Origin of the sequence: Bacillus cereus group sp. MYBK15-3, from assembly GCF_051916765.1 — a bacterium.
Classification (GTDB): Bacteria; Bacillota; Bacilli; order Bacillales; family Bacillaceae_G; genus Bacillus_A; species Bacillus_A cereus.
This window is the reverse complement of record NZ_JBQAHG010000001.1, coordinates 206,995-233,099: the sequence shown is the minus strand read 5'-3', so window position 1 is coordinate 233,099 and position 26,105 is coordinate 206,995. Positions and strand designations below refer to the sequence as shown.

Below are 26,105 nucleotides of genomic sequence, written 5' to 3'. Positions count from 1 at the left end.
TTATTGTAGTCACCTCTCTTCATCCTTTGTAGTATTCTATATGTAGTTTTTTTCATTAGAATCCCTATATAAAAGTAGTCGTAAGTTATTTGTTTAGCGAAGTTATTTATTAGAAAAATAATCAATTGCCTGAATAGAAAGTTCTAATGATTTTATTCTTCTTTCTAAAAGCGTTCTTTGAGGACTCCCAAGCTTTGACTTAACGTAAATCTTTTCAATTGATGGAAGCAAACCAATTAGAACATTACGAGCTTCTGCTAAATCTTCCTGAGTATAATGATGAGTTTCTTGCTTCCAAACACTTTCTAACATAGCTAAGCCGACACTAGCTGCTTTGAGTCTTTTTTTCACTAATGTAGTATTTGCACCTTTTTGAGTCATCTGAGATAGCGCATTTTCAAGTTTACGGATTGTTGACTGTAAAGACTGTATAGATTCTACTTTATCTACATTTGATACGTTTTCCATATTAAACCTGTCCCTTCTTCGTTTCTAAATTAGTTTTCTTGATATTTGATAATACCATTTAGAAGCGAATTTTACTTGAAATATTTGAGTTGGACATGAATTGAAAGGAAAACAGCTAACAAGCTTCTATCTCCTCCCTCTTACATATTCTATATGTACTTCTTTTTTCTCGTTAAAATACCTACATGGACAAGGTGTTAATATTGTATATTTTATGAACAAAAAACGTACAAGCAGCATCACTTGTACGTTTTTTGTTCAGTAAGATAATAAAGTAATAGCTTACGGGTCTTTTCATAATTCATGAAATCTCTATATAAAATGGGATAATTCATAATCTCTGTTTCTAGAAAACGATATTGCGGAAACCACTCAAAAAACGATTTTCTTAGCCACTTAATTTGATTAAACACAATCTCCTGTTCATTATTATTAAGCACGTAACTTAAAGTACCTGCTGTATGCATCCAATAATAATTTAAATCAGCGCTTATACAATCATCTTCTGTAAACGTATTATTAAAATCTTTTCTTATTTTTCGAATGTCACAATTCGGAAACGGTTTATACAGTGGACTAGGCGTGTTCTGCAATTCATTAAAAATAACCTTTTTACCTACCACCCCTTTATTTCTCTAGCCAATTTAATAAGTTTTCATAATGATATTGAGCATCGATATACCCAAGATTATATAAATTAACGAGCTTTTCCTTATTTCTTTCTATTCCGCTTATAGGAAGCTGTACACTTGGTTGAATTACATAAAAATTATCTTTTTGTTCTTCTTGATTCATATAAGATATCGTCTCGTTATAAAAACGATAATGGTCTACTAAATTCTCTGCGATTTTCGGATATTTTCTATATAGAATTTTAGCTAGACCAGAAAATTTATTTCGCTGCTTCTCGTATCCTTCTGGCTTTGTCATAATTACAACGTTCTTTTCATAACCATCAGTTTGAGCTTTTAAAACTGGTATAGGATCTATAATTCCTCCATCTAGTAATTTTCGATTATCATATTCTACAGCAGGTGCTATAAACGGCACAGAGCTGGATGCACGGATGATTTTTAAAATATCATTTCCATGTTCTGTTTTATTATAATAAACAGCTTGTCCTGATTCGCAATCAGTCGTCCCTATAACAAATTGTTCATTACAGTTTAAGAAAGTTTGAAAATCAAATGGAACAATTTTATTAGGTACTTCATCAAATAAAAAGTCCATTCCAAATAATTCACGTTTTCGAATTAAATTTCGATAAGATATATACCTGTAATCTGATACTAGCTCTGTATTTACTTTCTTATTTCTCCCTTGTTGACGCGACAAATAGGTTGCTCCCATACAGGCTCCAGCTGATACGCCGACTACATATGGAAAGAATAAGTTCTTTTCCATGAAATATTCGAGTACACCTGCAGTATATAAACCTTTCATTCCTCCGCCCTCTAATACTAAACCGATATTCTTCATTCTATATCCCTCTGCTTCTTTTTTCTTAATTTCATATTAGCATAAGATTTTAAGATGAGGTTATATAAACTAATTACAACAATAACCAGAAACTACTAAAGTAATGTGATAATATCTTTGTGAGTAACATGTTACAATATAAGTAATTCATTCCACATATATTAAAGGAGGAATTTAATATGGGTTTATTTAGCGGTATTTTAGGAAATGCATCAAATACGAGTTCTGAAAGTGTAGAACGTGATTTAGAGAAGATTATGCTAGACGATGAAAAAGTAGAGCATGCTTATAAATTAATTCGTGATCTAATCGTATTTACAAATCGTCGTCTTATATTAGTAGATAAACAAGGAGTAACTGGCAAAAAAACAGAATACCATTCTATTCCTTATAAAAGTATTACACAATATAGCATCGAAACGGCTGGGCATTTTGATTTAGATGCAGAACTTAAAATTTGGGTGTCTAGTATGGAGGAACCAATTATGAAAGAATTTAAAGGTGACGATAGTATTTTAAGCATTCAAAAAGCGCTAGTAACCTTTACGACAAAGTAGTGGTTTTTGTATCTTTATTCATTTTCAAAATTACTAACCCGAGTATTTTGGAAGAACATACATTATTTTTGTATATTTAATCTAAAATAACATAAAAAGGTAAAGCGTATTTTAAATGCTTTACCTTTCTTTTTTGTAATAAACAAGTGTAGTTTTATCATTTAATTTCTTTATTACTTCTGTTCTTTTATAACCCATTTTCTCGTATAGAAAACAATTTCTTTCTTCTTCTAAAATCGTAGCAAGTTCAAAACTTCGTGCTTCTGGAAACATTTCTTCAATTAAAATAAGTACCTTCTGAGCAATTCCTTTCCCTTGATAGATTGGATGAATAAACATTGGACTAATCCAAAATTTATAAGGTAGTTCTTTTACGGATATACATATCGCTCCAACAAGTTTCGAATCTATTATCACCTTATAAAAATTACTGCTGGGATTATTTATTCTAAAAATAGTTTTTTCAATAGTTTCATTTGCTGGATTTGTTTCATAGTCTTTATATTTATGTAATAAAGAGCTAAATGAGTCTATTTGCATTTGAAATATAACTTCTGCATCAGTTTCTGTCACCTTTTCTAATATAATCTCCATGTTACCAATTTAGACGCTTTCTTAAAGAAGTAATATGAGCGGTATGGTGACGACCATGCCATGCATATAGTCCTATTGCAACAGCAAGTTTTGTTTCACCAGTTTCAGGATGGTTAAATGTCTTTTCTAAATCTTCAATTTCTAGAGAATATAAAAGATTAACCCATCTTTTATGTAATGAATCTAGCATTACTAGTGAAACATCTACCGGTAATTTTGAATCGGGTAACTCTGCCCACTTCTCTTCTTTATACGGCTTAATAGTTGGATTCTTTTCTGTCAGTGCTAATTTAAAACGTATGTAGCTATTCATATGGCTATCAACGACGTGATGAACTACTTGACGTACAGTCCAACCTCCAACGCGATATGGTGTATCTAACTGCTTCTGATCTAAATCTTTAATTGCCTTTGTTAGTTCATTAGGTAAATCTTCAATTTCTTGAATCCATGTATCAATCATTTCTTCAGTTATAGGACGTTTGTATGTAAATTGGCCAATTGGATAACGTAAATCATTCATGAATAAGTCCTCCTTATTATAAGTGTGAAGTATTTCTCCAAATATAGTGTACAAACTTCACATGTTCTCCATTTAATTCTACAGATGTTATATCTGATTCGTTTTGATAAGAAGAAAATCCGCTTTTTTCTAGTACAATTTGTGATGCGAGATTATTAGTCGTTGTTTTAGCATAAACTTCAGTAATTTCATTATTTTTCGCTACATCTAAAATTAATTTTACGGCTGCTGTTGCAACTCCTTTTTTAGTAAATTTTTCTCCGACACGATACCCGAGCGAACTAATTCGAGTTTCCGTATCTATATCTACTAAATTGATTCGCCCTACAATTTCTTTTTCTTCATTACGAATTAAATAAAAATAAGAATCTCCATCTGCCTGTTCTATTAATAAATCGTCTAGTAGTTTTTGGAAATATTCAAATTCAAAATATTTCGAGCCACGATTTGGTACCATTGTTTCAAAAAAAGATTTATTTGTAAGTTCAAACGTAAATAAATCCTTAGCATCTTGTTTCTTTAGTTGCTCTATGTATATTTCCATTCCGTATTCTCCTTCTTGATTTACTAACTGTTATACATTCTTTTTTAATCAATTATATTCCTGCTATTTCTTTCGATTAAGTAATACAGATAGTAGCACTTTCGGATGAAAGAGATGAAATGGACTACGAATTAAATTCATCACTCGTACTAACCGAATATAAACATCAGAATTACTTGCGGATAGTCGATATATTTGCTTCGTATACCATAGTTGAAATTTTTGTTTTGTAGTTAATTCTCTCTTTAGTTGCGGGTGACGTGATATTTCTGTTGTTGTCATATCCCAAGGGGTTTCTATTATAGTAGCTGCCTTTTTATAAAATTGTTGTGTAAATGTTTTATCAAGTTGTTTTCTATCTTGCAAAAGTAATTGCAATTGGTGAGCCTCCATAGCAGCAACTGATACGCCTTGGCCGAAAACGGGATCAAAACGACATTGCGCATCTCCAACAACTAATAATCCTTCTGGTACATTATTCACTAAATCAAATCGCCGGCGTACTTGATAAGGGATTTTGTATGTCTTTATATCAGTAATTCCCTCAGCCTTATTTAAGAAGTCTGTAACATTAGAAATTGATAGATTTTCAGCAAAATCATAAAACTCATCATCTGTTTGTGGTGCTTTCTCATTTGCGTATCCACTAAAAGTAACAAAATAACGATTATCTTCTATCGTTTGAATAAGAACGCCATAAGGGTTATCAGGGAAACTAGGAGACATTAGCATATTACAACAGTCTAACTCCTCATTTTCTTTAAGTTTGAACATTTTCGTTGCGTAAAATAAATCAATACGAACTTTCTCTTCTTGTACTTTAATTTCGTATTCTCGTAGCCACTCTATACTTTTTGAGCCAAATCCACTCGCATCAACTACAAGATCCGCATGAACTTCTTCTTGTGTGTTTGTCTCTAAATATTTAACTTTTACTCCACACACCTTGTTAAGCTTTGCATCTACCAATAACCCTTTAACCAATGTTTCATATTTAATAGTAATATTTGAAATTTGATGTATTCGTTTTTGAATATGCCATTCTAGCAAAGGACGACTTTGTTGAATCATATGTACTTCCCCTATGAACGGTTGTTTCCATAGACCGAATTGATGCCATTTCAAATCACGCGTAAAGTTGTTTATAATACTACCCGCTTCTATTAATTCGTTCGTAATATTAGGAAACAATTCTTCAATTGCGTTTTCTCCACCTTTTAATAACACGTGAGGATGATTACTTTGTGGAACTCTTTTTCTCGAAGACTTTCCATCCCATCTTTCACCAGCTTCTATAATGATTACTTCTTTAAAAGAAGTTGATAATGCTTTTGCTGCAAACTTTCCTGCCATACTTCCACCAATAACGATAGCCTTATTAAACATATTTTCCCCCTTAATAAAAAGAGATCCTGCCTTGTATGAATGAAACAGGATCTTAAACTAATTAACTTCTTTACCATTATACTTAAAATACATCAGTAAATTGCAACATTAAAATTAAAATACCTAATCCCCATACGTAATACGCGAATACTTTTAAGGAGTGACGTTTTAAATATTGAATCATCCATGAAACGGCTATGTATCCAAAAAAGGCTGCTGATAACGTTCCGACAATTAAAGATGTACTAGAAATAGATTCTGCTTTCCCTTGAAAAACGTCTACAAATTGCAAAACGATAGCTCCAACGATGGCTGGTGTCGATAGTAAAAAAGAAAAGTAAGCAGCAGTTTCACGGTCTAATTTTCTCCATAATGCAGCGACAATTGTCATTCCAGAACGGGAAATGGCTGGAAAAATAGCAGCAGCTTGAAATGAACCGATAATTAATGCGTCTTTATATGTTATGTCATCCATTTTTTTACGACCATTCTTTTGTTTATCTGCCATGTAGAGAAAGAATCCGGTCACTAAAAACTCCCAACCGATCGTGATTCCTGTTTTTGAAATATCTTCAAAGAAATCTTTAAACAATAAACCAATTACAACTGCGGGTATTGTCCCAACGATAAGTAATAACATGAGCTTTGAAAATGGGTTTTTAATTAAATATATAAATTCTTTTTTGTAATAAATAAAAACCGCAAGTAAAGTCCCAATATGCAGCATCGTATCTAAAAATAAGCCAGCCTCATCTAATCGGAACAAATGCCTTCCTAAATAAAGATGTCCGGTACTACTGATTGGTAAAAATTCTGTTAAACCTTGAATTATACCTAGTATGAAAGCTTCTAACCAATTCATGATGGTCTCCTTTCTCTTTTGCTTGTACCAATATATGAGGGTTAAATTTTCGATATGAAAAAAACTATATTTCTCTATGAATTTACTTTTTATTTATGGATATATATGTAAAGAGGGTTAAGGAGGGTTATTATGTGGAAGCACACAAAATTCGGTAATGTATTACTTTGGGTGGGCCCTATCCTTGTATTTTTAGGACTATGTATGACAAATGTTATTTCAGATATTCCTTTCTTTGAGGGAAAACATAAAACGGTTGGTATTGTACTTATATTTATAGGTGTAATCTGTTTTGTTGCTGCTAATCATTTGAAAAAAGGAGAAAGATATGAAGAATAAATCTAAATAAAAAACAATCCTTGCATATTAGCTAGGATTGTTTTTTATTAATGTTGATTATTTGTAGAATACTTTATCAACGTTATATTTCGCTTTGTATTCATTAATGATATATGTTTCGTAAATTTCTCTTTCTGTTGGATCTTCTACGATACATGCATCAATGCGGTATACTTCATCACGGTGATTTTTAATTGGTGAAACATTATCTTCAAAATGCTTCTTAATACGTTGTCTAATTTTACGAGCTTTACCTACGAAAAGAAGTTCGTCATTAATATTGTAAAACATAAAAATGCCGCCTTTATCTCTAGGGAACAAGTGGAAATCGATAAATCCATTAATTGGAGTAATGATTGGCTCGTCTCCTTTAATAACTTGTTTACGTTCAGTAATTGAAACATCAGCTTCAGGAATATTAATTTTAATCAAGTTCATTCACGTCCTCTTTTATTATAAAGATAAATAATAGCATACATAAGTAAGAAAAGCTATGTTCAGAGGCATATTTCATTTTATAATTCAAATATTATAGGTGTATCATGTAAACTTTTCTTCCAAATCATATGATCACTGGATTCTCCCCAGTAATCTTTCAATACATAGTTAGGTTTTCCAAACTTTTTCGTCCATATACTTTGTGCATTTTTATATCCACTATCTAAACAATATTCTGTTATCCCTCTGCTAAGTAATGTAAGAAACATTGTATGTAGTAATAAACTCCCTATTCCCTTTCTTTGATACTCCGGAAGTATGAATACAGTTCCTATTTCATACAAATTTTTAAGCACACCACCTGTACAACTATTAATCAATGTACTTGCTGGACCGATTTCGATTGTTCCAATGATTTTATTGTTACTTGTATCAATTGCTAATAAAAAGTAACGACTTTCTCCGTTACTATCAAAATCACTTTTCAAATACTGCTTTTTTGAGTTAATTTCATTTTCTATGTCATCCAATAATTGTGACAATCCTTCATTTTTGTATGTATTCGTAATAACTATACGGAAAAATAAATATAGTTCATCTACATCATTCAAATTCGGTCGTCTAACTGCAACGTTAGTCATGAATTCAATCTCCAATCCTCATTATGCCATTGTCAATACAACACTTTATATAATCTATTCATCATTATTCTGCAAAAACCTGCATAAATCCAACAGTATAGAAAGCTCATTATAAATATTGATAAAATAATTTTTATATCCATAGTTGTATGAACAGCAGGACCAAGTACCGGAAAGTGGAAAACATCGAGAACGATCATAATACCTATAAGTAGACAAGTTGCTGAAAAAGAAACAATCCAAATTCTCCTCTTTAATTTTAAAAAGGATACTCCTAAGGCTAGACCTAATAAGCCTGTAGTAAAAGGAAAGACAATTAGTTCACTGGGCTCAATAATAAATAATAGAAAAATAGTAAGAATATAAGAAAGTATTCCCTCACGAATAGAATAAAAAATAGCAAAAAAAATCGGTAATGTCGAAAATGGACTAATGAGCAAACCTATACCAGGAACTAAGTTCCCAGCTGCTTGAAACATGGTGGCTAATGCACTCATCAAAGCTGTAAGTACTAACTTATTCGCAAGGGACAATTTTCTTTTATGAACAAAGCTCGTATCATGTTCTATCATCAGTTGATACCAATAACGTACAAACCAATTCATTAAAATACCCCCTAAAGATACCACATTCATTACTTTCTATATTATTCATACACTTATGGTTTATGAGTTGCTTTCTACTAGTTATAAATCACTATATAAAATAGATACTTATAGATTGAAGATTTTTAGGGGGACAAGTCAAGTTGTGCGTTTTGGAAGCAGAATAAACTCTTTATGTTTTTAAACTGAGAATTTATATCGTATCAAGGAATAATTTCAAAAATGGTACCTTTGTTAAAATCAGTTACTTTCATAGAACTGTAAACTCCTAAATATAACTTAGTTTGATTCGAATTTGTTCCTAAACTCATATAATAAGCTGCTTGCGTACCAAAATCATAATTGGTTTCAATAGCATAAAAGTCAGCATGTTTACCGTCTGTACCTGCTCTAGTATAGGCTAAAACACCCTTAATTGGAGACTGGGATTCTCCTTTCTTCGCAAGGTCAGTAAAAACAACGCTACCTGTTAAATTTGGAATTGCATTTCCCATATATGGCTGAACTCCTGTAAGTGAAGTTCCTCCAAACTTATCCGTTCTAGAATCTTTATGAAAATAACTAAGTAGAGGCAGAATACGCTTCACTGAAGTTTGTATTGTTTCATCATAATAAACCATCGTTCTCTCATCCAAAGTCTGATTCTCAGAACAATGTCGTATAAAAGAAGTAGGTAAATCCCCTTCCCATCCTCGCCACCCAAAATTGATAAACCCATCTTGATTGGGAGTTAACCTCATAAAATGCATTTGAACAAGTTCTGTTACCGGTATAGGTTTATATTGAACAAATGAAAAAATAGACTCTACAATATCTTGTCCGACATTTCCGGCGTATTTGATATATTGATTATAAAACCTTTGAAATGAAATGCCGGTTATATTACGTACTCCTTTTGCAATTACTGTAAGTGTTTCTTGTATAGATAAAGGAAGTTCATTAAAGCGTGTAACTACAGGAGGGTTATTTATAAATGTATTTTTACTTACATCGATTTCAATTATTTTTCCTGCTATTTCTAAATCATCTTGGCTTAAATTAAATGGATCATAACCTGATCCACCATCTCCATTTGTAAAAACAAGTTTTCCAGTCTCAGGTGAAAAGTTTAAACTATTGACTCCGTTATGATTAAAAAATGGTCTTCTTACATTCAGTAATGTTCGTCGCTTTTGAGCTTGACCATTAGATTGTAAAGTCCATTCTTCCACTGTATCAATGTGATCATATTGCGTATTTCTATTAACCCACTTCAAATTTAACATTTTAGGGTCACAAGGATTCGGTTTAAATTGTTCAGAAAGTGCACCTGGTCCTTGAGTTCCGGCTACTGAATAATGAAGATAAAATAACCCATTTTGATAAAATTGTGGATGGAACGCAAGTCCTAGCAATCCGCGTTCATCATAACCGCTACTAGAAACACCTTCTTCAAATTTACCTAATTTAATAATTAGGTGACGAATATCTAAAAATGTCTTTATAACTCCGTCCCCTATGTAAAAAATCTCTCCTAATTGAGTTGCGATAAATAGTCTTTCGGTCGATTCACCTGGAAGTATCGTTGTTTTCAATACAGTTGGTAAATTTACGTTATGAACAATGGGTCGTAAACTAACTTTAACTTTTGTCAATTAACTGTACACCCCTTTTTCTTCTTTTTTATAGAAGAATATGATTAGAGTAGTTCTGTTAGTATCAAATAAGTTTTCTTCCTTTTTATTACAATTTTGTATATAATATAATTATAAATAATCTGGGGGACGAACTATGATAATCGTACTACAAATCATCTTACCACTAATTTTCGCAGTCTATTTATTTACCCTCTATCGTAAAGGGATGTATGGATCAGCTTCATTCCTTTTAGCAGTCATGATAGGAATTTTCGGTTTAGAGAATATTTTTCAGCATGCTAGTCTAACTGATCATGCTATTTATCCATATTGGGGCAGTTTGAAGGCTGTTGTTATCGTTTTATCAGTCGTATTTCTATTTAAAAAAGGTGGTTTAACAGGAAAATATTGATTTTTAATGCGTTACATATTTTCTTGTTAAATTGCTTTTATTTTATAAAAGAAGCAATATTTATGTGAAAACAAGAAGGGATGTGTTACATATGTCTATAAATATTATTTCAATAGTTTCTATCATAATATGGATTGTGTTAATTACAGAACTTATAAAACCTTCAAAAGAACAGAATGGACGAAAAATAGTAACTTTAGTAACTGCTGGTTCCGCATCAACACTTATTTTGACGGTTTCATTTATTCAAAATATCCCGTTTTGGAATTGATAGTGATATATATAACTAACAAAAATATGTATAAATAAAAAGATTAGGGTTCACTCCTAATCTTTTTATATTTTGAGGTAGCATCACATGCTCAGCAAGCTAAGGTCTTGAAATAGCCCCTAAACAAAATTTGAAATTTTTCTAAAGTTATTTATGTGAATTTAACTCGTTTTCAGGAACATATATGGTCCTTTTATAATTTGAAGTTCTTTTTAAGCTTCTTATATTTTCTATACGAACGTCTAACAATGTTTAACATAAAATACGGTATTTTAACAGAGAAAGGCAATTTATAAATGAAAGGAAAATAAAAGGTGAAATATGCCTTTTCTAGATCCCTCCACTTACTATCTTCTTTTGTTTTTAAGAAATCAGATACATCGACTACATATCCCCTTCCTTTTTCCATCATCACATTTTTCCCGTGAACATCACAAGGAGTTAATCCTTGTTCCCTCGCATACTCTAAAGCTTTATTTATATCAAGGATCACCTGCTTAGGAATTTTAATCCCCTTATGAAGGGCATCGTATAAGGTAATTTCTTTTAAACGTTTCAATACTATGAAATTTTTCCCTTTATATATAAGCTTTGAATAAGAAGGATGATCTCCAATTCTTCGGTATACTTCTGACTCTTTTTCAATTCCTTCTCCTTCTCGCACGTAAACTTTCACTACCCAATCTTTGTATTCTTTGTGCATGAATACTGCGGCATAATTACCTGTTCCTAAACACTTCCAAAGTCTAGGAATATCTTTAACTACTACAGGCTCGAATTCATCCTCACTTCTTATACTTACCTCTTTTAATAATTCGTCATTTATCAATCCCACAAAACTATTTATACTCATCATTCCCACTCCGGTTTTGCTAAAAGGGGGCCTACCCACATTTTAACGAAAATATACACTAAGCGAATTTTAGCATAAAACGAGTCAGCTTTCTTCCTAAAATAAAAAGCTGACTCGTTTTATTTGAACTGTTGAATACTTAATATTTATTCCGTTATTCATAGCCAAAAACCGTACGATATAAAAATATTTCTAACTATTTTCATTTTTTCAGAGGCAACTGTATAGGGCTTTTCTTAGTGCAAGTTCTCTTCGTTCATTACCCATGCCAAATCTATAAAATATTGTTTAGAAGTGTAGCAAGGGTTTGTTAATGGTTCAATTCTTCTTCCACAACTATTTTTGTTAGCAAAAACTTTTATTGTTTTAATAGTCTTTTGTTTAATTCCCACAATGCTGTTTTGTTGCTATCCCATTTCAAAAGCGTTACTGCTTCCTCAAAGCATAACCATTTATAATTAAAGTGTTCTTTAGATAATGATATGTTTTTTGTAGGGACTTTAACTCCAAAAGAAAATTCTTTTATTACATAAACCTCTTCTCCCCAAAGGAATCCTCTAACTACATCCTCTACTGGTAGTGAAGACACAGAATCTAATTGTATATATGGACATTCTCTTGTAATACCAGCCTCTTCAAACGCTTCCCGTTTTGCTGATTCAATAGGAATCTCACCGTCTTCTCCGCCACCAGCTATTCCTTGCCAATAACCATAATCACTTCGGTTGAAAATAGCATATTGAATAGAATCGGCAGTTTTTATATAAGGAAATATCAATACTTGATATGGCGCTCTCATTGCTTAAGCTCCTCTCAAAAATAAGTTTTAAATAAATATAAATAAAGAGCCGACATCACAATTCTACATTATTAATGCAGGTTTATAATGTCGGCCTTCTATGTTTAAAGAATTTTATTTTTCATAAACAGGCTTACTCTTAACAGAGGGAAAACTGCTTATTCCTTGTCGAATTTGTTTAGCATGGTTTTTCCTAAATGTTAGCAGTACCCTATATTATTCAATTGCGCCAGCAACATCATAATCATTTAAATCTAATTCAATCGTTTGTCCGAGCGCTAGTTTAGCAAGTTCCGCTCCTAGGTATGGACCAGCTGTTAAACCCGAAGCCCCTAATCCATTCGCAACGAGAATTCCTTCAAAGTTAGGTAGTGGTCCGATAACAGGTAAGAATCCTGGTGTGAATGGTCTGAATCCAACTCTCGTTTCAAGCATTGTAGCATTTTCTAAGCCAGGTGCAACTGCTAATGCCTTATGGAATACTTCATGTAAACCACCTGCTGTTACACGATGATCGAAACCAGTATCATTCTCATGTGTTGCACCAATTACGACATGCCCATTGTCAAACGTTAAAATATATTGATCGTTCGGTGGCATAACAACTGGCATATTTTCTGTTGCTGTATTCTCGATTTGCAGATGAACAATTTGTCCTTTTTGGAATGTAACTAAGAAATTAATTCCTAATGGATTCAAGATTTCATTCGCCCATGCGCCTGCAGTTACAATAACCTTTTCCGCTAAGATTGTTTCATCGTTTACTGTAACTCCCGTAATATGATTTCCTTCACGGACTAATATGGCATCGCCTTTTATTAAAGTTGCACCATGTTTTTTCGCAGCACTTATTAATGCATTGCGTAATAATCTTCCATTTACTCGTGCAGCACCACTAATATGAACAGAACTATATTCGTCTGATAATGCTGGGAATAATTTTTTTGTTTCTTCAGCTGATAAGCGAGTGATTTCACCAATCTCTGGGGCATCTTCACGTCGTTTATAAGCTCGCTCTTCCATTTGATCTAACTTTTTCTCGTCAGTATGTACACTAATTGCACCTACACGATTATATCCTGTGTCAGTTTCACCGTCTTCTTCTAATTGCTGAATTAACGAAGAATAGTAACGTGCACCGCCTTTAACAATTTTATACCATGCTTTATTACGACGCTGCGATAGCCATGGACATACAATACCTGCTCCTGCATCAGTTGCTTGTCCTAATTGTTGGCGATCCACGATAGTAACATTCGCACCTGCCTTAGCAAGATGATAAGCAGTAGACGCTCCTAAAATTCCAGATCCAACTACAATATACGATTTCATTTCAAACACCTTTTCTCTTTTACTAATTATATAACTATAAGAACATTCCTTAGTATAATGGAAGGAATGCTTTTTTCAATGTACTCATCACAATTAATTGTTGCAGCATTGTGACTTTCTTAATCATTATTTTTTCTTCTTACGGAATAATTCAATTGTTTTATAGCCTTGTGAAAGGATCTCTATCATTTTCTCTAGACGTTTTTCACGTGTTTTTTCTTGTTTTACAGAAAAAAGATTACGTGCCCAATCTTTCTGATATCCAGGCGTTAAACTTTGATAAAACTTAAGTTCATTCGGATGATTAGCTAATAATGCTTCAACATCTTTAATTCGATCTGCATAATCGGCAACACATTGACTCATAGCAGATGTTTTCGTTGTTTTTTTCTTCTCGCGTTTTAAACCTACAACAGTAAAGACTTCATCCATACTTACCATTCGTGCAAATTTAATGTCGCTTTCTCCCACATAACCATCTTCTCCAACGTTTAATGCCGGAAACATCTCATCACGGTGAATAAACGTACTATAACGAGCATTACCTTTTTTCGGATATGCGAAGAATACGTAACCTTTTTCAATTAGTAATTCTTCATTACTAATAATAAAATTCGTTTGTTTCACCATTTCATCAAGCGTTTCTACAAATATAAAGATAGCATCGTGTTCTTTTGAGAATGCAGTTTCTTTACCTGTAAAAATGTCATAATCACTTGGTTCGTTAATAACGACCATATTTGTATACTTATTAAGTTTCAATTTATCAATAACTGACATATTAATCTTCCTTTACATTCAAAATTCATTGTACATACTTTTGCGTACTGTTCTAGTGTATTATATGTATTAAGAAAATCAACTTTAAATCGTATTATTCTGCTGCAAAAGAATATAATTCTTTACTAGATGGGGTGGTTTTATGCCAAAGGAAACATTAAAAACATTAACTATACCGCAGTTTCCGAAACATATTAGAAGAAAACCATTTACACCAAAAATAATAAAGATAGCCGCTTCTGAATAAGAACCGGCTATCTTTATTATTCATAACTTAATAGCAAATAAAGTATATAAAAACTCTTTATATTGATCTTCTGTAATTTCACGCTTAGTTTTTTCCCCATGAACAACTTCAGTTAAACTTGTATTCGTTAATGAAATATGACCAGAGTTCGTCAACTTTACTGCAATTGGTCCTTTATTAAAAATAGACTTCTCATCTTCTATCACTCTTCTTTGAACATCGTTTATTACTATCTCATCAATATTAGGTTTATAAAAAGCATGACAAATTTTCCATTCTCCATCAGTATCTATTCTTTCTAAAACATAATTTCCTTTACTTGTATCTTTTCGTCTCACTCGGTACGAACCATTTTTTGAAGAAACAGACTCGCCAGTAAAAGGTACAGGAACAAGAGGTACTAACGAAGCTATACCTACATCAATTAAATACTGTAGATTATCATAAGTTAAAATAATTGTTATATGGCCATCCTCCAGTGCCCATGCATTTATATCATTTTTATACACCGTACCTAATGCCAGTTGTACATCATAGCCACAGTCTTTTAAGAAATAGTAAAAAAGAGTATTTAATTCGTAGCAAAGTCCACCACGGGAACTAGTTAAAATTTTCTCTCGTAAGTTTTCCAGAGAGATTTGATTCGTATTTCGTGCTATAACATCTAAATTCTCAAATGGTATAGTGTGTGCAAATGTAAAGAGAATTGTATTCAATTCTTCAAACTTCACTTCAGTACGCTTTGCAAGATTCAATCTTGTAAAAAGCTTATGTTGTAGACTTGTCATAGTCAGCACCCCTTAAAATGTATAAGTTAAAATATTATATGCTGATTGTAAATTTTAAGAGGCACTGTAACAACGTACATTTCATTTAACTGTACCGGTACAAAAATTACGATTCACGGGGTAAATTAATAGAAGGCGTCATTACAAATGCCTTTTCTGTAATTACTTCTTTTTGGAGTAGATCAAAAGCTACGAATATAAATTTAATAGTTTATCTATAGGCAAATTATTACTATCACTTAAATCAACAAAATACTGAAGTTGCCACATTTGACTCTTTTTAGCTTGATTGCTAACAGTGGTATCCCAAACAGGATAAATTCTCATTGCCATTTTCCCTGTTTGATTTTGTGTTCTCAATATTTTTTCTTTAAGAAGAATCTCTTTAGGAAAAATAAATTGTCCTAGTTTATTATCAGCAATACAAGTGATTACTAATAAATCAGGAGCAGCTTTATAAGAGAACGCTCTATTTCGCATATTTTCATCTTTCTCCCAAAAAGAAACAAATTGACCAGTTTTATTAGGTGTAACTTTTGATTTTCTAAAACGAATGGTTTTGTTATTTAAGTGGAATAAACATCCTGCATATTCTGCGTTTTGCTTTTCTTCTTTTAGATTCGTAATCATTAAATTGTTAGGTTTGTAAACTATATTATTTAAATTTTGGATTATATTATTAAAATTGTTCAAGAAAACTCCCCCTTTATTCATCTCTTAGTTTACCACAAACATCAGTTCTTCTATATCGTATATAATTATAAACTAAGTGCAATGGGGGAATTTAGCAGGATATAATTATTACTTTAATGTACTTAGTTTTTCAATTTACACAGTACGAGTAAAATTGTTTTACAAAACTTCGTATTAATCATAGATTAAATTAGCCACAGCTATAAAAAATTGCCTCTATTTTTATTGTAAATATATATTTTTCATTACTAATACGGTCAATGAAATTAATGATAGTTTCTCTTTTTTGTATTTTTGAATATGTATATACAGAATTACTTTTACTTGTTATAAAAATATTGTGGAGTAATATAACTTAACAAACTATCCAAAGTGTTAATCTCGGCATATGGTTGTATTTTGGTAGTATTCTTGATTTTCTGAGGGTTAAACCACACACCTTTTATATTTGCATTTTGAGGACCAGCAATATCCTTTTCTAAGTCATCTCCAATAAATAATACATCTTCTGATTGCACATTAAGCTTATTTAATGCTAGTTCGAATATACGTTTATCAGGTTTACTCAATCCTACTTCTTCAGAAATAATAATCGTATCAAAGTAATTGTTTAAATTCGTGTTAATTATTTTAGCTTTTTGTCTATGCGTTGAGCCATTTGTTATAATTCCAACTTTAAAGTGCTTCTTTATTTGATTTAAGAAATGAATAGTATTTTGGTCTATTGAAAAACATTTAGGTAAATTTTCATTCCAAAAATCTTGGATATAATTGTGTGGCAATCTATATTTCGGCGCGAATTCATCAAATAATGATTCTAAAACTATCGTTTTATCACTAATGCCGTATTCCCTTTTATCGTATTCTTTGAATTTCTGTAACATATTGTTTTTGACTGTATCACTAACATCCTCATAACATTTTTCTAAAACTAATAAAAACAAGTTATCTACTGCCTTATCCCTATCAATTAACGTATCATCTAAATCAAACAGCATCGCTTTATAACCCATCAAATAATTTCACAACCTTTCTCACATGATTTAAATAATCCCTTGTTTGCACCTTAGGCCTTTACTAAATTAGCAAAAAAACTAAAAAATTTGTGGCGTAAGCTCTAAAATTTCGCTGGCTTCTTTTATATTTAAATTCATCTCCCTTTCCCCTTCTAGTAAAGTATCAAAAGTATATGTTCAAACAGTTTAAAAAACTACATGCAATTTACATTATTATACATTAGTTTTTTGTAAATATTAATTGTTTAGCTTTTTATATAATAAGTTTTTTCAAGCGCACAAATATTTCTCTATAAAAAAGGAATATGGGTAATAATACTTTTTTATGGAGAATACACAATCTTGAAAATGGAGCTACTACGTTAAACGTCCTATGAAGTTCCTATTGTATCTCCACATAAACTCCAGATAGTACGGCTATAATGACTACCAGAGGTGATATTATGAAAAACTATCATATTCTCGTGGTAGAGGACGATCAAGAAATTCAGGAATTAATTAAACAATTTTTAATGACACAGCATTATACAGTGGTAGTCGCTTCAGATGGACTAGAGGGTATGACACAATTTAATAAGCAATCATTTGATTTAATTCTTCTAGATGTCATGATGCCCAATCTTAATGGGTTTGAAGTTTCTAAAATGATCCGAAGTCAGTCAAATGTACCAATTATTATGCTAACTGCGTTGGAAGAAGAGGAAGATCAAATGAAAGGATTCGACCTTGGGATCGATGACTATATAACAAAGCCCTTTTCATTTCATGTTTTGATTAGACGAGTCGAAGCTGTACTTAGAAGAAGTTATGATAAAAATGTAAATAATCATTTGATATTTAAAGAAGTGCGTATTGATGTGGATGCATATAGAGTATATGTAAATGACGTTGAAATTATATTAACGACAAAAGAGTTTGAAATTCTACAACTACTATTTCAAAATGAGAGAAAAGTACTCACAAGAGAAAATATCGTTGAAAAGGTTTGGGGTTACGATTATTTTGGAGAAACACGAATAATTGATACACATATTAAAAACCTACGCAAAAAATTAGCTATCCCTTATATTAAAACAATAAAGGGTATTGGATATAAAATTGATGAATAGTATTGTGAAACTCATGAAAATGAAGCAAATTACTTATAAACTCTTTATGACTACATCTCTCATTTTATTATCCTTTGCAGTATTGATTTATTTAACTTTATACTTCTTTCTTCCGACGTTTTATGAGCAATATAAAACAGATCAACTTCAAACAGGGATAAACGAAATCATTGATAAATCTAAAAATCTTATGTTTCAAGATGCGATACCACTTTTTGATGAATACGCCAAAAAAAATAATGCGATGCTTTATCTTCAAAATAAAGAAGGAGTAATTATTTACTCTCCTTCATTTTCTTTTATTCAAAGTGGTACGCAAAAAACAGTAGTTACTAAAGCAACACGATTCGAGAATGCAAGTACCCTTAGCAATTCATATAACGTTACGAAACCAATTCAATTTCAAGATGGTAGTTTAACGCTTATAGTGTTTGCTACATTTCAACCGATTGATGAAGCTTCACAGGTTTTAGTACGCTTTCTCCCCTATATTAGTATCATTGTGCTCGTTATTGGTATAGGAAGTGCTTATTTTTATTCCAGGTTTATTACAAAGCCACTTATTTATATTAATGAAGGTGCACAAAAGATGGCAAATTTAGATTTCTCCGAAAAAATTGAGGTTCGCTCTACAGATGAGTTAGGAGAATTATCTAATAGTTTGAATGACATGTCTATTAACTTGCAACAAGCTATGTTTGATTTGAAAAAAGCAAATGAACAATTAAAAAATGATATTGAAAAAGAAAGAGAAATAGAAACAAAACGCAGAGAGTTTTTTGCGATTGTAGCACATGAATTAAAGTCCCCTCTTACTGTAATGAAAGGATACTTAGAAGGAATGATATACAATATTGGCCCTTATCAAAATCGCGATCAATATTTAAAGAAAAATCATCAAATTATTGAAAGTATGGAACAATTAGTTCGTGAAATTTTAAGCGTATCGAAATTAGAACAACACACCTTCAAACTAAAAGTAGAGGAAGTTAATCCTTCAAAGTTAATAGGTGCAATCACAAAAGATCTTGAATTTTTTGCTTCTCAAAAAAGCATCGAAATAATAAAAGAAATTAATTCTGACCTTTTTATTTATACCGATTGTGCTCTTTTAGAAAAAGCATGTAAAAATATTATTCACAATGCGGTTATGTATTCACCAAATAATGAAAAAGTCTATATAAAGTTAAGTGAGGATTCGAAACAAGGTCAAATCGAAATGCAAATTATAAATACAGGTGTCAATATTAAAGATGAAGATTTACAACAAATTTTCAAACCATTTTATCGAATTGAAAAATCAAGAAATCGAAATACTGGAGGAAATGGTTTAGGGCTATATATTGTTAAGCAAATTCTTGAAACGCTAGATATAAAGTATTCAATAAAAAATATGGAACATAGTGTGCAATTTTACATGAGTATTCCATTATCTAAACATAAAAACAAACAAACTCTCCTTTAAATAGGACGAGTTTGTTTGTTTTTGTAGTAAGTATAAATTTATTAACAGGTTTTTCATTTGATGATATGTATGTTCTTAGAGCTGGTTTTGATAAGCAATCTATGCAAAATCTTCTTGAGAATTTAATAGTTGTTCGCCAATCTACCTTGTATTTACTTAGAAGCTTAGATAAAGAAGCTTGGTCACAAAGAGGAAATGCGAATAATTCTGAAGTTACAGTTCGTGCATTAGCATACATCATTGCTGGTCATGAGCTTCATCACCTTCAAATTATAAAAGAACGTTACCTTGGTTCTGATTTATATCCAGCAACTTAATATTTGAAGAAAAAGAGTCCTATTTATGTAGTGCTCTTTTTCAGTATTTATAACGGATTAGCGCTTAGAACCATGGCAATTAAATGCATTTATTTATAAAATTCACCACATAATATTTATGCTATCCCCTCTTATTCTGTACATAATTTTCTTTAGGCTGATATACTATAAACGCAATAGTTCTGGAAAGGTGATGATATTATGTATGAACAACAAAATAATAGAGATAGAGATCAAAAAATGATGTTTTCTATGCAGGGAGTTCCCTCAAATAAAATTAACATGAATCAATTACCTAAATGGATTAGAATTTTTGGCTATTGTGCGTTTGGTTGGATAATAGTATTTAGTTTAATTATGATTGTAGGTTTAATTCTGCAATAACTATACAGATACACAGTTAAACGGGACAGCATTTAGATTATATATCTAGGTACTGTCTCGTTTTTCATATGTGATTATCCCATGATATAGGTAACCAATTATAATAAAAAGAACTTGTAGAATATCCTACAAGTTCTTTTTCAAATATTATTAAAACGGGAACGACAAACTATTTTAACATTCAGTACAGGGAGACCATTTTGATTATGGCTTGATATTATTATAAATCAAATATAAACTTTTGAAAGGTGTAGATTTCGAAAATTATGTGAATTAAATAACTACGATGTTTATATTAGATTTCATTTACGACCAACTTCTTCTTACTTAAATACACTGCACGATCTGATTTTTTAGCAACCGCCTGTGAGTGCGTCACAACAATAATGCATTTATTCTCTTTATGTGCAAGTTCTTGAAATAGTTCTATTATATCCATTGCGGTTTCCTCGTCGAGGTTTCCTGTCGGCTCATCTGCAATCAGTAAATCAACATTACAAGATAGTGCTCGAGCAATTGCTACACGCTGTTGTTGTCCACCGCTTAGTTGCAGGACGTTTCGTTTCGCTTCAACTTCTGTGAGTCCTACCCTTTCTAACAATTCTAATGCTCTTGCTGTTTTATTTTGCACTTTAACACCCGTAATTTCCATTGCTGTTAAGACATTTTGAAGAGCTGTCATATAGGTTATCAAATTATAAGATTGGAAAATTACAGATACATTTTGATTACGGTATCGATCCAAACCAATTTTTCTAATATCTTTGCCATTATACAGTACATAACCATTTTTAGGGACATCTAGTCCACAACCTAAGCTTAGAGTTGTGGTTTTACCAGATCCAGATGGTCCTAAAATCGTGTAGAAATGTCCTTTTTGAAAAGAAAAGTTAACATTTTCTAGTATCGCTACATTTTTTCCATTACTTTCATAATAATAATCCAAATTTTTAAACTGTAAAATCGTCTCCATAGTAAGCCTCCTCATTCATCTTTTAAAAGAATTTGTTTTGGGTTTAAACGTAGAATAGATAATGCCGGAAGAAGCGTTGCTATTATAGCAATAGCTAGTCCAATTCCACCCATTTTCCCTACATCTTCTCCTGTTACACTTACATCAATTTTATCAATTGGTTCTTCTTTTTGATTTTGTAGAGTACCACCAGATCCAGCCATCATTACAGTACCATGTTGCGAAGTATCTGTTTCTTCGCTTGCAGTAGCAATTTCATTCGAAAGTAAATTATCTCCGATATATTGAGAAACTTTAGCTCCTGTTGTTATGGATAATCCAAATGCTAAAATAGCGACACACACTACTTCTACTACGAATTGCGCTATCAATTTCCACTTTTTCTCTCCAATAGACAATAGAATTCCCATTTCTTTACGACGTCCTTTAATTGATAGCATAATGATTAATCCTAAAATAATTGCACCTGCAATCGATACAATATAAATAATCATTTGAGAAGTCGAAGAGATATTTTCGATAGGACCAATCATTTGCTTGTACAATGAATCATGCGCATCTAATTTATAATAATTAAAATCAATGTTAGATTTTTTTGCTTCTTTTTTAAATGCATCAATATATTGTGGATCATTCAAGAAATACACGACTTGACCACTACTTATACCTTGGTCTACTTCTAATTTTTTCATAGTTGAATGCGGCATATATAGTTTATTAGCTGGATCCATAATAGGAGGAGCCTGTTGACCCATTGCTTGCTCATTTGTTTCGTAAATGCCGATAATTTCAACCTCAAGAGTTTCCTTCTTATCCCCTGATTGTACTTTAACTTTGTCTCCTGCTTTCAAATTGTTTAATTCCGCTAATCGTTTTTCCATTAAAGCTACATTCTGATCTTTCATTTGCTCTGTTATTGGTTTTCCATCAATGATTTTACTTTTTCCGTTTTTAAAGCTTTCTTGTAATGCAGTCTTGCGAACTCCCTCAATCATAAAAGAAGCATTCATATCTATTTCTGTACCAGAGCTTGAACCGCCTCGCGCAGCCGTCATTCCCACTTTACCTTTTCCTTCTTCTTCTCCTTCTGAAGCTCCTACTAGTTTAAGCCCATCAGAAATACCGAAAGTGTTAGCTATGTAATTATAATCTTTTACATACTTGGACTTCGCTAATTGATCTGTTTCTTTTGCATCGAGCTGCGGCGGATTTGGCATTTCTCCAGTTTCCTTAGCTTTTTGACCTATTTTGTCGAAATCAAGACCTAAAGTAACATCTGCACCAAGTTTTTTTCTTGCAGCATCCGCTGCTTTTTTTGATGCACTTTGGATTGTGAAACCTGAAAGAACCAAATTTGTAACAATCAGAAAAACTGCCATCAAAATTAATGATGTTCCTATCCTTTTTTTCATACTGAGAATTGCTCGTTTCATAAAATTCATTTTTCTTACCTCCTTGATAACTTGTATTCTATATAGGTTATCTAGAGTTTATATGGAGCTAATCGGTAGTTTAACTAGAGATATAAGGAGTTTATGTGTAGTTATTCATTTACCTGTTCAAGAAAAACTAGAACACAAATTCAAAAATGCAGTCGTTTTTGAATATTGGTAAGGAGTTAGTCAATTTAAGAGACTTATAGAAAAGAGAGGTTAAGCTTAATTTAATGTATATAATATAAAAAATATATTTATTGTATAATTTCTATACAATAAATATAGAGAAGCTATTTGTGAATATCTAGATGGGAATTTAAGTTCCTCATAGAAATTACATCTTTTAATAAGAAAAGAAACAAGTTAACATTCTTCTTAAATTTTAATATAAATTATTTATAGTTTTATTTTATTGCACGATTTATAATATAATATACAAATTTATCACCTATTTTTATAATTCAAGCACCTACTATTAGGAAAAGAGAATATTTCCTAATTAATTTAAAACATAAATTTTGTCTATGTTTTAAACAATATGTATTTTGGAGGAGGTTAATTTGATTTTTTCAAAACTCATTGATCGGTACGCCTTATATGATTTACACAAAAAAAGAAGTGTAGCATTTCAGTTTACTTCCCTTTCTAACACTTCATTAAATATAAAGAACATAGAATCTTTTTATAAAGTAAAACCATCACATTTTCATTTTGACATTAAGCATTCAAAGCAGGAAAATGAATACATGGTTGGGCAATTCAACTATAAAAGTTCGGTTCAATCCGGTGATTCACGCAACGACTCTGTAACTGGGGAATTATTCTTACATAAAAATGAAAATGCACCTCATGTTATCTTTGTTCACGGTTGGAGAATGGATTCTAACGAACGTGTGAAAAAAATATTCCACGATCATATGACCAGCCTGAAGTGGAATATGTATTATTTCACTCTACCCTATCATTTTGAAAGAAAACCCGATCAATCCTTATTCAGTGGAGAGTATATGGTAAGTGCAAATATTGAACGAACATTACAAGCAACTAGACAAGCGGTAGCTGATTTACGAGCTTTGATTAAATGGATTAAAGCAAATAAAAAGGGGCCCCTGATTCTAATAGGAATTAGTTTAGGCGGATTTATTACTAACTTAACCTCTCTTGTTGAAGAAGAAATTGATGTGTTAGCATCCATTTTCTATGCAAATCGACTTTCTTATTCTATTTGGAATACAACTCCAGGTAAATTTATTAGAGAAGACTTGGAACATCATGGTGTTACGTATGATGATTTAATAGATTATTGGAAAATCACTGAACCGAGTCAAGCATTGCCAAAAGTAAAAAAAGAAAATATTTTATTAATTTCAGGTAAGCATGATCTATATGTGCATTCTGAGGATACAGACTACTTGTGGGAAGCTTGGGAAAAACCTACACGATATATTTATACATGCGGGCATGCCGGGATCGTTCTTAAACGTAAAAAAATTGCAACTGATACTATTGATTTTATTCAAAATCGATTGAACTCCTCACACTTATCCAATGTCATGCCTTAAATTGTGAGATTACTAAGTACAAAATCTTATACTTATATTGTTATATTTTTTACTAGTCACCTTTGTAAACCTTAGCCCCAAGCCTTACACGATTGAAAATGAAATAAAATAAATAAGGAACTAATTTACCATATGGAAAAACATTGCTCAGCATTTTCACCAGTGGTCCCTGTATATGCAATATTACATACAAAAATCTTTATGTATTACGTTATTAATTTAAAAATAAATTATTCATCCATAAATCTATACCATCCGTATTTACAGTTATGGATACCCTAATTACATATGAAAAAGAGAGAAGAACATTGGTTAGTTCTTCTCTTTTTGTTTATTTTTAAGGTAACTATCTATAAAATTTTGCTTTTCATAATTCTTCATGAGTCTAGAAAAGAATCTAATCCTTTTCTAGACTCAAAAATAAATTTTTCTAATGTACATAATTACAACGACATTAAACCACTTTGCTCTTAAATCCACTACTTGTATTATTGATTGCATGAAACTCCTTCTTGAGAAAGGTTTTAATTTCCGAATATTCTGTTGACCGTTATAACATATCCAATTTACAATTTAATTGTGGTGTTCTTTCACAATTAAACTACTTAGAATACACTTCATTTATTTGAAAACAATTACAAATAGAGGTGCTAAAATGAAAACTAGAGTAAATCCAGAGTTATTACAAGGGTTAGAGATGTTTCCGGATCTCGATTTACGCCCAGAAAATTTGCAATCAATCAGAGAAGGAATAGCTCAAATGAGACCACCTACCGTTGTTGATGACTCTCTTTCTTTAACAGATAAAGTCATTGTTGGGCCTGATGATAATCCGTTACCATTACGAATTTATCGTCCAAAATCAAATCATGAATCTTTACCTGTCTTATTATGGATACATGGTGGAGGTTATATCTTAGGGTCGATAGATGATAACGATGATACTTGTATGAGGTTTGCAAAAGAAGCTAGCTGTGTGATTGTGTCTGTAGACTACCGCTTAGCACCTGAACACCCTTACCCAGCACCAATTGAGGATTGTTATTCAGCTTTAAAATGGATTGCTGATAATGCAAAGTCATTAAACATTGATTCGAATCGAATTGGGGTTGCAGGAGTAAGCGCTGGCGGTGGACTAACAGCAGCATTATCATTATTAGCACGAGATCGAAAATATCCTTCAATTTGTTTACAAATGCCACTATATCCAATGATTGATGACAGAAATGATACACCTTCAGCGAATGAAATTAAAGAGGGATTTGTTTGGAACCAAAAGGCAAATGAAGCTGGCTGGAAAATGTATTTAGGAGAAATGTATGGAACGGATCAAATCCCTGCCTATGCAGCACCTTCTCGAGCTGAGGATTATAGTGACTTACCGTATACTTACACATTTGTTGGTCAATTAGATCCATTCCGCAGCGAAACATTAACCTATGTAAGCAAACTAGCACAAGCTGGTGTTGATGTGGAGTTTCATTTATATCCAAATGCCTATCACTGGTTTGAAGGGTTAAATCCAAATGCCGATGTATCTATTTATGCTGTGAACGAAATAGTACAAGCAATAAAGACTGGTTTCAAACGAGTATCCAAGGTTGAGGCTTAATCCC

Annotated in this window: 30 protein-coding genes and 1 pseudogene; 10 read left to right on the top strand and 21 right to left on the bottom strand. The window is 31.8% G+C overall.

Annotated features, from left to right (window positions below; translation table 11 throughout):
• Window positions 1-102: 102 nt before the first annotated feature.
• The 3 genes from ACTFR8_RS01285 to ACTFR8_RS01275 form a co-directional block, all read right to left on the bottom strand.
• Complete coding sequence (locus ACTFR8_RS01285) at window positions 103-468, bottom strand: hypothetical protein (protein WP_144608020.1); 366 nt, start codon at window positions 466-468, stop codon at window positions 103-105.
• 239 nt (window positions 469-707) lie between these two features.
• Entirely contained in the window at window positions 708-1,091 is a 384-nt protein-coding gene (locus tag ACTFR8_RS01280) for a YxiJ-like family protein (RefSeq protein ID WP_098382447.1), read from the bottom strand.
• 4 nt (window positions 1,092-1,095) lie between these two features.
• Entirely contained in the window at window positions 1,096-1,947 is an 852-nt protein-coding gene (locus ACTFR8_RS01275) for a patatin-like phospholipase family protein (protein WP_000789291.1), read from the bottom strand.
• A gap of 179 nt (window positions 1,948-2,126) precedes the next feature.
• On the opposite strand from ACTFR8_RS01275, the gene ACTFR8_RS01270 reads away from it, so the two are divergent.
• A complete protein-coding gene (locus ACTFR8_RS01270; RefSeq protein WP_100619954.1) occupies window positions 2,127-2,504 on the top strand; it encodes a PH domain-containing protein in 378 nt (125 codons plus the stop codon).
• 120 nt (window positions 2,505-2,624) lie between these two features.
• On the opposite strand, the gene ACTFR8_RS01265 is transcribed toward ACTFR8_RS01270, so the two are convergent.
• From ACTFR8_RS01265 to ACTFR8_RS01245, 5 genes are all read right to left on the bottom strand, one after another.
• Complete coding sequence (locus tag ACTFR8_RS01265; RefSeq protein WP_100619955.1) at window positions 2,625-3,098, bottom strand: GNAT family N-acetyltransferase; 474 nt, start codon at window positions 3,096-3,098, stop codon at window positions 2,625-2,627.
• Window position 3,099: 1 nt separating this feature from the next.
• Entirely contained in the window at window positions 3,100-3,621 is a 522-nt protein-coding gene (locus ACTFR8_RS01260; protein ID WP_000999070.1) for a YfiT family bacillithiol transferase, read from the bottom strand.
• A gap of 16 nt (window positions 3,622-3,637) precedes the next feature.
• Entirely contained in the window at window positions 3,638-4,165 is a 528-nt protein-coding gene (locus ACTFR8_RS01255; RefSeq protein ID WP_000409244.1) for a GNAT family N-acetyltransferase, read from the bottom strand.
• 63 nt (window positions 4,166-4,228) lie between these two features.
• Window positions 4,229-5,551 carry an FAD-dependent oxidoreductase gene (locus tag ACTFR8_RS01250; RefSeq protein WP_000482051.1) on the bottom strand — a complete coding sequence of 441 codons (1,323 nt, stop codon included), beginning with the start codon at window positions 5,549-5,551 and terminating at the stop codon, window positions 4,229-4,231.
• Between the two features lie 82 nt (window positions 5,552-5,633).
• On the bottom strand, window positions 5,634-6,413 hold the full coding sequence (locus ACTFR8_RS01245) for an undecaprenyl-diphosphate phosphatase (RefSeq protein ID WP_030025776.1): 780 nt from the start codon (window positions 6,411-6,413) through the stop codon (window positions 5,634-5,636).
• A 132-nt stretch (window positions 6,414-6,545) separates the two neighbouring features.
• On the opposite strand from ACTFR8_RS01245, the gene ACTFR8_RS01240 reads away from it, so the two are divergent.
• Window positions 6,546-6,752 (top strand): hypothetical protein, encoded by a 207-nt coding sequence (locus tag ACTFR8_RS01240; RefSeq protein WP_000265477.1) that lies wholly within the window; start codon window positions 6,546-6,548, stop codon window positions 6,750-6,752.
• Between the two features lie 57 nt (window positions 6,753-6,809).
• On the opposite strand, the gene ACTFR8_RS01235 is transcribed toward ACTFR8_RS01240, so the two are convergent.
• The 4 genes from ACTFR8_RS01235 to ACTFR8_RS01220 form a co-directional block, all read right to left on the bottom strand.
• Window positions 6,810-7,190: a nucleotide excision repair endonuclease gene (locus tag ACTFR8_RS01235; protein WP_001048941.1), complete on the bottom strand. Its 381-nt coding sequence runs from the start codon at window positions 7,188-7,190 to the stop codon at window positions 6,810-6,812.
• A 77-nt stretch (window positions 7,191-7,267) separates the two neighbouring features.
• Window positions 7,268-7,831: a GNAT family N-acetyltransferase gene (locus ACTFR8_RS01230; protein ID WP_000185963.1), complete on the bottom strand. Its 564-nt coding sequence runs from the start codon at window positions 7,829-7,831 to the stop codon at window positions 7,268-7,270.
• Window positions 7,832-7,863: 32 nt separating this feature from the next.
• On the bottom strand, window positions 7,864-8,436 hold the full coding sequence (locus ACTFR8_RS01225; RefSeq protein WP_001103993.1) for a hypothetical protein: 573 nt from the start codon (window positions 8,434-8,436) through the stop codon (window positions 7,864-7,866).
• Between the two features lie 203 nt (window positions 8,437-8,639).
• On the bottom strand, window positions 8,640-10,070 hold the full coding sequence (locus tag ACTFR8_RS01220) for a PQQ-dependent sugar dehydrogenase (RefSeq protein WP_044584519.1): 1,431 nt from the start codon (window positions 10,068-10,070) through the stop codon (window positions 8,640-8,642).
• A gap of 136 nt (window positions 10,071-10,206) precedes the next feature.
• On the opposite strand from ACTFR8_RS01220, the gene ACTFR8_RS01215 reads away from it, so the two are divergent.
• Window positions 10,207-10,464, top strand: coding sequence for a hypothetical protein (locus ACTFR8_RS01215; protein WP_000587701.1), 258 nt, complete (start codon window positions 10,207-10,209; stop codon window positions 10,462-10,464).
• A gap of 91 nt (window positions 10,465-10,555) precedes the next feature.
• A complete protein-coding gene (locus ACTFR8_RS01210; RefSeq protein ID WP_000026325.1) occupies window positions 10,556-10,735 on the top strand; it encodes a hypothetical protein in 180 nt (59 codons plus the stop codon).
• Between the two features lie 193 nt (window positions 10,736-10,928).
• On the opposite strand, the gene ACTFR8_RS01205 is transcribed toward ACTFR8_RS01210, so the two are convergent.
• The 7 genes from ACTFR8_RS01205 to ACTFR8_RS01175 all read right to left on the bottom strand — a co-directional run bounded on the left by ACTFR8_RS01205 (window position 10,929) and on the right by ACTFR8_RS01175 (window position 17,240).
• Window positions 10,929-11,588: a serine/threonine protein kinase gene (locus ACTFR8_RS01205; protein ID WP_144608018.1), complete on the bottom strand. Its 660-nt coding sequence runs from the start codon at window positions 11,586-11,588 to the stop codon at window positions 10,929-10,931.
• Window positions 11,589-11,946: 358 nt separating this feature from the next.
• Complete coding sequence (locus ACTFR8_RS01200) at window positions 11,947-12,387, bottom strand: NUDIX hydrolase (protein WP_001202587.1); 441 nt, start codon at window positions 12,385-12,387, stop codon at window positions 11,947-11,949.
• 216 nt (window positions 12,388-12,603) lie between these two features.
• Window positions 12,604-13,719: an NAD(P)/FAD-dependent oxidoreductase gene (locus ACTFR8_RS01195; protein ID WP_098396073.1), complete on the bottom strand. Its 1,116-nt coding sequence runs from the start codon at window positions 13,717-13,719 to the stop codon at window positions 12,604-12,606.
• Between the two features lie 126 nt (window positions 13,720-13,845).
• Complete coding sequence (locus ACTFR8_RS01190; protein ID WP_000110844.1) at window positions 13,846-14,499, bottom strand: YdeI/OmpD-associated family protein; 654 nt, start codon at window positions 14,497-14,499, stop codon at window positions 13,846-13,848.
• Between the two features lie 267 nt (window positions 14,500-14,766).
• The gene (locus tag ACTFR8_RS01185) at window positions 14,767-15,534 is read right to left on the bottom strand and encodes an arylamine N-acetyltransferase family protein (protein ID WP_000202771.1); all 768 of its coding nucleotides are present in this window, start codon (window positions 15,532-15,534) and stop codon (window positions 14,767-14,769) included.
• A 189-nt stretch (window positions 15,535-15,723) separates the two neighbouring features.
• Window positions 15,724-16,227 carry a MepB family protein gene (locus tag ACTFR8_RS01180; RefSeq protein WP_001058867.1) on the bottom strand — a complete coding sequence of 168 codons (504 nt, stop codon included), beginning with the start codon at window positions 16,225-16,227 and terminating at the stop codon, window positions 15,724-15,726.
• A 320-nt stretch (window positions 16,228-16,547) separates the two neighbouring features.
• Window positions 16,548-17,240, bottom strand: a complete 693-nt coding sequence (locus ACTFR8_RS01175; protein WP_044584521.1) for an HAD family hydrolase — start codon at window positions 17,238-17,240, stop codon at window positions 16,548-16,550.
• 446 nt (window positions 17,241-17,686) lie between these two features.
• On the opposite strand from ACTFR8_RS01175, the gene ACTFR8_RS01170 reads away from it, so the two are divergent.
• The 4 genes and pseudogenes from ACTFR8_RS01170 (at window position 17,687) to ACTFR8_RS01155 (ending at window position 20,518) form a co-directional block, all read left to right on the top strand.
• Window positions 17,687-18,352, top strand: coding sequence for a response regulator transcription factor (locus ACTFR8_RS01170; RefSeq protein WP_000800727.1), 666 nt, complete (start codon window positions 17,687-17,689; stop codon window positions 18,350-18,352).
• Window positions 18,345-19,817 carry a sensor histidine kinase gene (locus ACTFR8_RS01165; protein ID WP_001084888.1) on the top strand — a complete coding sequence of 491 codons (1,473 nt, stop codon included), beginning with the start codon at window positions 18,345-18,347 and terminating at the stop codon, window positions 19,815-19,817. Before ACTFR8_RS01170 ends, ACTFR8_RS01165 begins: the two co-directional genes overlap by 8 nt.
• A gap of 41 nt (window positions 19,818-19,858) precedes the next feature.
• A pseudogene (locus ACTFR8_RS01160) lies at window positions 19,859-20,134 on the top strand (DinB family protein); the annotation flags it as partial.
• A gap of 201 nt (window positions 20,135-20,335) precedes the next feature.
• Window positions 20,336-20,518 carry a hypothetical protein gene (locus tag ACTFR8_RS01155; RefSeq protein WP_000273229.1) on the top strand — a complete coding sequence of 61 codons (183 nt, stop codon included), beginning with the start codon at window positions 20,336-20,338 and terminating at the stop codon, window positions 20,516-20,518.
• 295 nt (window positions 20,519-20,813) lie between these two features.
• Here the strand turns inward: ACTFR8_RS01155 and ACTFR8_RS01150 are convergent, their stop codons facing one another.
• Together ACTFR8_RS01150 and ACTFR8_RS01145 are read right to left on the bottom strand one after the other, a co-directional pair.
• Window positions 20,814-21,491 carry an ABC transporter ATP-binding protein gene (locus tag ACTFR8_RS01150; protein WP_000447862.1) on the bottom strand — a complete coding sequence of 226 codons (678 nt, stop codon included), beginning with the start codon at window positions 21,489-21,491 and terminating at the stop codon, window positions 20,814-20,816.
• A gap of 11 nt (window positions 21,492-21,502) precedes the next feature.
• Complete coding sequence (locus ACTFR8_RS01145; protein ID WP_100619959.1) at window positions 21,503-22,933, bottom strand: ABC transporter permease; 1,431 nt, start codon at window positions 22,931-22,933, stop codon at window positions 21,503-21,505.
• Between the two features lie 554 nt (window positions 22,934-23,487).
• Here ACTFR8_RS01145 and ACTFR8_RS01140 point away from each other — a divergent pair.
• Complete coding sequence (locus tag ACTFR8_RS01140; protein ID WP_098378657.1) at window positions 23,488-24,489, top strand: alpha/beta hydrolase; 1,002 nt, start codon at window positions 23,488-23,490, stop codon at window positions 24,487-24,489.
• A 655-nt stretch (window positions 24,490-25,144) separates the two neighbouring features.
• A complete protein-coding gene (locus tag ACTFR8_RS01135) occupies window positions 25,145-26,101 on the top strand; it encodes an alpha/beta hydrolase (RefSeq protein WP_000857941.1) in 957 nt (318 codons plus the stop codon).
• The last annotated feature ends 4 nt before the right edge of the window (window positions 26,102-26,105 follow it).